The following is an 8,900-nucleotide window of genomic DNA, read 5'->3' as shown; positions in this document are numbered from 1 at the left end:
GGGTAGTGCTTCATCACCATCTGAGCGGGACTCCTGTCCACCTGGACCATCAAGATCCAAGTGTCTCTGGTGTCCAACATCCGGGGTCAGGGCCCGACACCGGAACTCCCCCCGTCCTTCGAGGATCCGCCCACCGAGTAGCCGACACCTGTGCGGCCCCCGACGGCGCCCGATCGCGGCCGGCCTCCCGCGAGAGGGCGCCGGGCCGTTCGCCCGCACGAGCGTCGGGGCACGGCGCGGGGCCCGCCGGTGTCCGAGGAGGTCCTCGACGGATGGTCAGAGCGTGGGGAGGAGGCCGCCGTCGACCGAGACGGTGATGCCGGTGAGGTAGGAGGCGCGCGGGGAGGCCAGGAAGGCGATCAGCTCCGCGGCTTCTTCGGGCCGTCCGGGACGGCCGAGCGGGGCGGCGAGGCGCTGGTGGAACTCCTCACGGACGGCGTCCAGGTCGCGGCCGGTGCGTTCCGCCGCCCGCCGCAGGCTGGCTTCGACGGCGTCGGTCCCGATGACGCCGGGCATGACCGCGGTGACGCGCACGCCGTGCGGGCCGCAGGCGAGCGCGAGGCTCTTGCTGTAGGCGTTGAGGGCGGCCTTGGCGGCGGCGTACGGGGCGCCGTTGGGCTGGGGGTAGCGGGCGGCGTTCGACGACACGTGGACGACCGCTCCGTGGCCCTGTGCGGTCATGTGCGGGACGAGGAGGCGGTCGAGGCGGACGGCGGACAGCAGGTTGGCCTCGAGGTTGGCCAGCCAGTCCTCGTCGGTCGCGGCGAGGACGCCGTCGGGTACCTGGGTGTTGCGCCCGGTGTTGTCGACGAGCACGTCGATGCCGCCCAGGAGGTCGAGCGCGGTGGCCGCCGCCCGCTCGACCCCGCCGGGGGTGTCCAGATCGGCGGTCACCAGGTGCACCCCGGTGGGCACCTCGGCTCGGTTGCGGGCGACGGCCACCACGTGCGCCCCGGCCGCGGCCAGACGGCGCACCGTGGCGGCGCCGATGCCGCGGGTCCCCCCGGTGACGACGGCGCGTGCCCCGCGCAGGCCCAGATCCGCACTCGGATCGGGGAGCGGGTGCGGAGGGGTGGGTGACATGGCGCTCCTCTGGTGAAGGGTGGGGTGTGGAGGCGGGAGTGCTTGCTGTCCCTGAATCATTCATACTCGCAATTCATTGAGCAAGCTACACGATCCCATGGGATAAAGTGAACGGGTGACCTCGGCTACCTCCACCACCTCCGGCCCGGCGCTGCTCGACGAGCACCGCAACAGCCCCGGCCTCATGCTCGCCCTGCTGGGGCACGAGGCCATGCGCCGCCTGAGGGACGCGCACACCGGCCACGGCCTCACGCCGCGGCAGTTCCACATCCTCGGACTGCTCCACGATCGCGGCCCGTTGGCGCAGACCGACCTGGCCGTCGAGACGGACACCGCGGCCAGCGTGCTCGTCACGCAGCTCAACCCCCTGGAGGCCGAGGGACTGGTGACGCGCACCCGGGACCCTCGCGATCGGCGCCGCCACCTGGTCGTCCTGACCGAGGCGGGGCAGCAGCGGCTGCGGGCCGCTGCCGACGCGCAGCAGGAGGTGGAGGACGACCTCTTCCGCTCGCTGACCGGCGCTCAGCGCTCGCAGCTGACACAGCTCCTCGTCCTGGTGCGCGACGACCTGACCGACGGTGACGAGCACTGCGGCACCCCGACCTCCCTCGACCGGAAGACGTCGTGAGACCGTGAGGGGGGCGGCCCGGACCGTTCGCCAGGTCATGCCACCTCGCCCGCGCCAACGCATCGACCTGCTGCAGCTCACCGCCGTCCGACCGGTCGGCACCGACCGCTGCCGGCTCACCCTCGGCTCCTGGTCGTGGACCGGACTCGCCGCCACCATCGGCCGCTTCGACACCGACATTGAGGTCATCGGCCCACCCCGACTGGCAACCGCGTTCGCGGACCTCGCCGCCCGCCGCGCCAACACCGCACGCACCGCACGACCGGACACCGACCCCGCGCGGTGAGGAGGAACTCCGCGCCGCCGACCCGCCGGGCGGTCCGTTCGGCCCCTCGGCGGCTTCGGGCATGCGCGTCCGCGGACGGGGTGGCAGCGTGGAAGAGGAACACCCGGATGCACGGGGACGGCCCGGATGCACGCAGTGAGTCATGCCCGTGGGGGCAAGGCACAGGGGGGACCGGGGGAACACCGGTCCCCCCGGGGTCGGCTGCGCTCACGGCTGGGGGTGCGCAGTGTCGCCGGGCAGGTGTTCCTGTGGCTGCTGGCCGCGGTGGTGCTGCTGGTCGGCGCCGCGCTGGCGGCGCTCCTCCTGCAGGCCCGCAGCTACGCCACGAGTGACGCCGAGCACCGCACGCGTGCCGCGGCCATCACCCTGGCGCAGGTCCCCACGGTGGTGAACGCCCTGGACAGCCCCGATCCGACCGCGGTGCTGCAGCCGATGGCCACGGACATCATGAAGAAGGGCGGTTTCGACTACGTCGTGATCGCCAGCCCCGAGGGGATCCGCTACACCTCCGACAATCCCGCGCTGATCGGGAAGCACGTCATCGGGCCGTACCAGGAAGCCCTCAAGGGGCCGACCACCACCAGCCTGCTCGCGCCGATCGGACGGGTCGTGGAAACCGACGTGCCGGTCACCAGGCCGGACGGTTCGGTCGCCGGGCTGGTCGAGGTCGGCTACACGGTCGCGCACACGGGCAGCGCGGTGGGCCGGCAGCTGCCGGTCCTGCTCGGCGGCGCGGCGGCCGCGCTCGCCGTGGGCACGGGCGGGGCGGTGCTGGTGCGGCGGCGGCTGCGCCGCCAGACGCGAGGCCTGGGTCCGGCCGAGATGACCCGGATGTACGAGCACCATCACGCGGTGCTGCACGCGGTCCGCGAGGGCGTGCTGATCGTCGGCGGGGACGGGCGGGTACTGCTGGCGAACGACGAGGCCCGGCGGTTGCTCGAGCTGCCGCCCGAGGTGGAGGGGCGGCCGGTCGCCGGGCTCGGGCTCGATCCCGCTCTGGCCGAGCTGCTGGCGTCCGGGCGGGCCGCCACCGACGAGGTGCACCTGGCCGAAGACCGGCTGCTCGCCGTCAACAACCGCCCGACCGCGCCGTTCGGTGGTGGGCCCGGCAGCGTCGCGACCATCCGGGACACCACCGAGCTGCGGGCGCTGGCCGGGCAGGCCGAGGCGGCCCGGGCCCGGCTGCAGCTGCTCTACGAGGCGGGGCTGCGGGTCGGCACCACCCTGGACGTGGTGCGGACCGCCCAGGAGCTGGCCGACGTGGCGGTTCCGCGCTTCGCGGACTTCGCCACGGTCGAGCTGGCCGACCCGGTGCTGCACGGCGACGAGCCGCTCGCGGACCCGGTCACCGCGCTGGGCCCGCGGATCCGCCGCACGGCTGCCAGCGGCATCAGCGACGACCGGCCGTTCTACCCGGTGGGCTCGCAGATCAGCCCGCTGCCCGGCACACCGGAGGGGGCCGCCCTGGAGACCGGGAACGCCGCGCTCGTCGCCGACCTGCGCCAGGCCCACGCCTGGCGGGCGCGCGACCCGGAGACCGCCGACCGCATCACCGGGTACGGGATCCACTCGCTGATCTCCGCACCGCTGCGGGCGCGCGGTCTGACCCTGGGCATGGTCAACTTCTGGCGCGCGGGGGAGTCCGAGCCGTTCGGGGAGGAGGACGTCTCCTTCGCCGAGGAACTGGTCGCCCGCGCGGCGATCACCGTCGACAACGCCCGCCGCTACACCCGCGAGCACCGGATGGCCGAGACGCTGCAGCGCAGCCTGCTGCCCCGGGGGCTGCCCGAGCAGAGCGCCCTGGAGGTGGCCTACCGCTACCTGCCGGCGCGGCGAGGGGTCGGCGGGGACTGGTTCGACGTCATCCCGCTGCCCGGCTTCCGGGTGGCACTGGTGGTCGGCGACGTCGTCGGCCACGGCCTGCACGCCGCCGCCACGATGGGCCGACTGCGCACGGCCGTGCTCAACTTCTCGGCCCTCGACCTCCCCCCGGACGAACTCATCGCCCGCCTCGACGAACTGGTCGCCCGGCTCGACCAGGGCGAGGCGGCTGCGGGAGAGGGTGACGCCGAGGGCGGGGGCAAGCGCCAGGGCGAGGGCGAGGGCGAGCGAGCGGCCGTCACGGGCGCCACCTGCCTGTACGCGATCTACGATCCGGTCTCCGGCCGCTGCACGATGACACGGGCGGGCCATCCACCGCCCGCGTTGGTGCACACCGACGGCAGCGTGGAGTTCGTCGACCTGCCCGCCGGGCCGCCGCTCGGGGTGGGCGGCCTGCCCTTCGAAACCACCGAGCTGCGGCTGACGCCCGGCACCGCACTGGTGCTCTACACGGACGGGCTCATCACGAGCCGCGACCGCGACCTGGAGAACGGACTCGCCGCGCTGCGCCGTTCCCTGGCGGGCACCCACGCCGACGCGTCCCCGGACGACACCTGCCGGGCCGTGTTCGGCGCGCTGGCGCCGTCGCGTCCGAGTGACGACGTCGCGCTCCTCGTCGCGCGCACGCAGCTGCTCGACCCCGACCAGGTGGCCAGCTGGGACGTGCCGTACGACTTCGCCGCCGTCCCGCGCATCCGGAACGAATGCGCCGACCAGCTGGTGGCCTGGGGGTTGGAGGAGCTGAGCTTCACTGCCGAGCTGATCCTCAGCGAGCTGATCACCAACGCCGTCCGCTACGGTGCCGAGCCGATCCGGGTGCGCATGCTGCGCGACCGCAGCCTGGTCTTCGAGGTCTCCGACGGCAGCAGCACCGCCCCGCACCTGCGTTACGCCGCCAGCACGGACGAGGGCGGACGGGGCCTGTTCCTGGTGGCCCAGCTGGCCGAGCGGTGGGGGACCAGGTACACGGCCCGAGGCAAGGTCATCTGGTCCGAGCAACCGCTGACCGCGCCCGAGTACGGGTTCGAGGCGATGCTGCAGTAGTCACCCGGGCGGGCGTTCACAGGGGGCGCTATCTCGCCGCCCATGCCGAGCACGATGTACACGCCGTTGGCGTCGAGCCCGACGTCGTGCTGGTCCGTCTCCGACGTGGCGTAGACCTGACCGCCGTTGACGATCTTGGCGAGGTAGTGCGGACCGGAGGTGCCGCCGCGGCGACCAGCTCGTGCGGGACCTGGACCGGATCGACCGGGACGCGGCACTGCCCGGACCGCGACCCGGTGACGGCCGCGCGTCACCACCGCTCACCGGGCTGACCGTTGGCTACGGGCGAACGGCGATAAAATGGCCCAAATCGGCGGCCTGGCTTCCGGGCCCGGGCTGCCGCTCGACGTGTGTGATCCAGGGGAGCGGCACGGTGGCGAGGTCTCCTGAGGAACGCGGAGTCCCGTACAGCGCTGGTGCGAGGGCCAAGTTGCTGCTCGCGTTGCCTGCCCTGCTGCTCTTCGTGGGCCTGCTCATCGGCCTCTTCACGCCCCGCGACATCAGGCCCGATGCCGTCTTCGCCACGGCCATGGTTGCCGCCGCCGCACTGCTGTCCCTGCGGGGGACCGTGCTCACCGCAGTGGGCGCGTGCGCCATCTACGTCGGCCTGATGGTGGACTTCCACGCGCTGCGGGACACGACCGCCTACTCGGAGCTGACCTCCCTCGTGGCGGTCGCGGCATTTGCCGTCTTCCTCAACCGCCTGCTGAGCCGGCGCGCCCATCAGCTGGTCCAGGTCCGCTCGGTGGCCGAGGCCGCCCAGCTGGCGGTGCTGCACCCGCTACCGCGCCACCTCGGGCACGTCACGCTCGAGAGCCTCTACCTGGCCGCCGCGGCGGAGGCCCGGATCGGCGGCGACCTGTACGAGGCGATACGCACCCCGCACGGCGTACGGCTGCTCATCGGCGACGTACGCGGCAAGGGCCTGCTCGCGGTACAGACGGCCGCGGCGCTGCTCAGCGCCTTCCGAGAGGCCGCCCACGACGCGCCCGACCTGCCCCACCTCGCGCGCCGGCTGGAGACGAGCATCAGCCGCCACGCCTCCCAGTACCCGGGGGTCCCGGGTTCGGAGATCGCCGAACGTTTCATCACCGCGCTCCTCGCCGAGATCCCTGACGACGAACCGGTCGTCCGGACCGTCACCTGCGGCCACCCGCCCCCGCTGCTGCTGCACCGCGGCGGGGTCCGGAAGCTGGATTCCGCCGCTCCCTCGCCGCCGCTCAACCTGGGCATGCTGGTGAGTGACGGGTACCACGTCGACCTCGCCCCCTTCCACCCCGGGGACCAGCTCCTCCTGTACACCGACGGGGTCACGGAGACCCGCGACCGCTCCGGCGCGTTCTACCCCCTCGCCGACCGCGTCCGCTCGTGGAGCGAGGAGGCGCCGCACCAGCTCCTCGACCACCTCCACCGCGACCTGATCGCCTACAGCGGTGGCGAGCTCGACGACGACATCGCGGCCCTCGTCGCCCGGCGGCGCCCGGGCCGCTGAGCCGGGGACGAGGCTCCGACCCGCGCGTTCCGGGCGCGGAACCGGCCGACCCACCCGCGACGGCGTCGCCGCCTCGTCGGCGCCGGCAGCGACCTGGTCGCCGTCCCCGGTGAGGCAGCAGAGGGCCCCGGCAAGCTTCGGTCTCACCGGGGCCGCGGCGCCTCCGTAGGTGGGGTCGTCAGACCCTCGAAGTCGCATTCGCCGTGTCCGGACTCGACCTGGACACGGCGAATTCAGGGGGATGTCAGCTCGAGCAGACGGCGTAGGGGACGGCGCTGATGGGTTGGGTGGAGGGGTTGGTGTAGGAGACCTGCCAGGTGTTGTTGACGGCCTGGCTGCTGACGTTGCTCGGGGGTGGTCCGGTGAATTGCGCGCCGCCGCCGGTGAGCGTGCTGCCAGTGGGGCAGGAAGCCGTCGCGGTTGCCGGCAGTGCCCCGACCGCCACGGCAATCGGCCCGGTCCCGACCGAGACGGTCGTGGCCACGGTGTTCGTCGCCGTGTCGATCACCGATACGTTGTTCGAGCCCTGATTGGCGGTATAGACGGAGGCACCGGACGGGCTCACCGCCAAGCCCTGAGGGTTGGTGCCGACGGCAATCGTCGCGGTGACGGTGTTCGACGACGCGTTGATCACCGACACGCTGTTCGAGCCGTAGTTGGCGACATAGACGGAGGCACCGGACAGGCTCACCCCCACACCGTAGGGGAAGCTACCGACGGTAGTCGTCGCGGTGACGGTGTTCGACGACGTGTTGATCACCGACACGCTGCTTGAACCATTGTTGGCGACATAGACGACGGCACCGGACGGGCTCACCGCCACGCCCTGGGGGCTGCTGCCGACGGTAACCGTGGCGGTGACGGTGTTCGTGGCCGTGCTGATCACCGAAACGGTATTCGAAATCTCGTTGGTGACGTAGACGAAGGCGCCGGATGGACTCATCGCCGCATAGACGGGGAGGCTTCCGACGGGGATGGTGGCGGTGACGGTGTTCGTGGCGGTGTTGATCACGGACACCGTGTTCGAACCAGTGTTGGCGACGTAGACGAAGGCACTGGATGGACTCACCGCCATCCCGAAGGGAAAGCTTCCGACGGGGATGGTGGCGGTGACGGTGTTCGTGGCGGTGTTGATCACCGATACCGTGTTCGAGCCGTTGTTGGTGACGTAGGCGTAGGCGCCGGACGGGCTCACTGCCACGCCCTCGGGAACGCTGCCGACGGGAACGGTGGCGGCGACAGTGTTCGATGACGTATCGATCACCGAAACGCTGTTCGAACTGCGATTGGCAACGTAGGCGAAGGTCCCGCCCGCTGCGGCGGCGGGCGTGGCACCACAGGCAAGGGGAACAACCAAACCGGCCAAGACAGCCAACACCACGGCCAGCCGGGAACGCACCCGCGCCCTCCACGCGACCGCATGCCCAGGCCGCCACGGCCACCAGCCGTCCGGAACTTCCCAGTCCGGAGCAACACTCATCACAAGAACCTCCTTCGATACATGCGATGTCACGGAAATTCCGATGGTCAATGCCAGAACTACCACGGCAATAGGCGTGAGCCCGGAACGAGCGCGCAGCCAGGCCGTGTCGAAGGACGGGGCACCTTCCGCCAGAAACTCCGCAGCGGTTGCATCCGGGGGTGGGAATCTCTGGGGTGACGGCCTGGTAGGTGGGGCGGTGGCCACCAAGGCTGGGCATGGCGAGCGCGACCAGGGCTGTGGTGTTCTTGAAGTCGAAGGCCATGCCAGTGACCAACCGGATCTCGATGTTCGTGCTCCCGACCAACCGGTCGCTCAGTCCGTGGTCGCCCGTTCCCACCGACCGAGTCACCTTCGCCCGCGACCAGGCCGTGGACGCCGCCGACCTGACGAAGTGCCACATCAAGTCAGGCGAGCACTGCCTCGGAATCGGCCACCTCTGCGCCTACCTCGTCGCCAACACCGCTCTCGACGGCATCACCCCACCCCGTCGAGAGGGGGGTGACCGTTAGCCGTCCACCATGGAGAGGGGCCACGTATTCCGGTTGGCGGCTCCGGAAACCCAGGCCCACCAACCGGAGACGCGGAGACCACCCGGACCGCCGCCGACCGCTACCCCGGCCGCACGGGTTGCACCAGATCCTGGAAGAGGCGCCCTCGTGCCCTTCTCGCACTCGATCACCAGAACGTGCTGGCCACGCCACGGAACCGTCGACCGCCCCTTCGGAAGAGGCGACCCTTCTCAGGGATTGGTGACAGTCGGACCTTGAACGCCCTGCGACCCCTGAAACCCACCCTGGACGCCTTGGGCACCCGTGGCCCCCTGGACGCCCTGGACGCCCTGGACGCCCTGGGCACCGGTGACGCCCTGAAAGCCTTGGGCACCGGTGGCACCTTGCGCGCCGTCGTTTCCTTGGAAGCCCTGGCTGCCTTGGGTGCCGTCGTTTCCTTGGGGGCCTGTGGCACCTTGGATGCCTTGGGCGCCTTGTGTGCCTGTGGTTCCCTG

General features: G+C 71.7%; 7 protein-coding genes and 1 pseudogene. 6 read left to right on the top strand and 2 right to left on the bottom strand.

Annotation, left to right across the window (positions count from 1 at the left end; translation table 11 throughout):
• Positions 1-276 precede the first annotated feature (276 nt).
• Positions 277-1,083, bottom strand: coding sequence for an oxidoreductase (locus ACIGXM_RS35715; RefSeq protein WP_396568282.1), 807 nt, complete (start codon positions 1,081-1,083; stop codon positions 277-279).
• 115 nt (positions 1,084-1,198) lie between these two features.
• On the opposite strand from ACIGXM_RS35715, the gene ACIGXM_RS35710 reads away from it, so the two are divergent.
• The 4 genes and pseudogenes from ACIGXM_RS35710 (at position 1,199) to ACIGXM_RS35695 (ending at position 6,414) form a co-directional block, all read left to right on the top strand.
• Positions 1,199-1,711, top strand: a complete 513-nt coding sequence (locus ACIGXM_RS35710) for a MarR family winged helix-turn-helix transcriptional regulator (protein WP_396568281.1) — start codon at positions 1,199-1,201, stop codon at positions 1,709-1,711.
• An 85-nt stretch (positions 1,712-1,796) separates the two neighbouring features.
• Positions 1,797-1,997 (top strand): annotated as a pseudogene (locus tag ACIGXM_RS35705) (transcriptional regulator); the annotation flags it as partial.
• Between the two features lie 126 nt (positions 1,998-2,123).
• Positions 2,124-4,922, top strand: coding sequence for a SpoIIE family protein phosphatase (locus ACIGXM_RS35700; protein ID WP_396568280.1), 2,799 nt, complete (start codon positions 2,124-2,126; stop codon positions 4,920-4,922).
• Between the two features lie 373 nt (positions 4,923-5,295).
• Positions 5,296-6,414 (top strand): PP2C family protein-serine/threonine phosphatase, encoded by a 1,119-nt coding sequence (locus ACIGXM_RS35695; protein WP_396568279.1) that lies wholly within the window; start codon positions 5,296-5,298, stop codon positions 6,412-6,414.
• 244 nt (positions 6,415-6,658) lie between these two features.
• On the opposite strand, the gene ACIGXM_RS35690 is transcribed toward ACIGXM_RS35695, so the two are convergent.
• Positions 6,659-7,813 carry a beta-propeller fold lactonase family protein gene (locus ACIGXM_RS35690; protein ID WP_396568278.1) on the bottom strand — a complete coding sequence of 385 codons (1,155 nt, stop codon included), beginning with the start codon at positions 7,811-7,813 and terminating at the stop codon, positions 6,659-6,661.
• Between the two features lie 344 nt (positions 7,814-8,157).
• Here ACIGXM_RS35690 and ACIGXM_RS35685 point away from each other — a divergent pair, with 344 nt between their 5' ends.
• Positions 8,158-8,406 carry a hypothetical protein gene (locus ACIGXM_RS35685; protein ID WP_396568277.1) on the top strand — a complete coding sequence of 83 codons (249 nt, stop codon included), beginning with the start codon at positions 8,158-8,160 and terminating at the stop codon, positions 8,404-8,406.
• Positions 8,407-8,660: 254 nt separating this feature from the next.
• On the top strand, positions 8,661-8,900 hold a 240-nt coding region (locus tag ACIGXM_RS35680), incomplete at its 3' end, for a hypothetical protein (RefSeq protein ID WP_396568276.1).

The organism is Kitasatospora sp. NPDC052896 (genome assembly GCF_044547075.1).
In the GTDB taxonomy this organism is placed as follows: domain Bacteria; phylum Actinomycetota; class Actinomycetes; order Streptomycetales; family Streptomycetaceae; genus Kitasatospora.
This window is presented reverse-complemented; position numbering and strand designations above follow the sequence as displayed.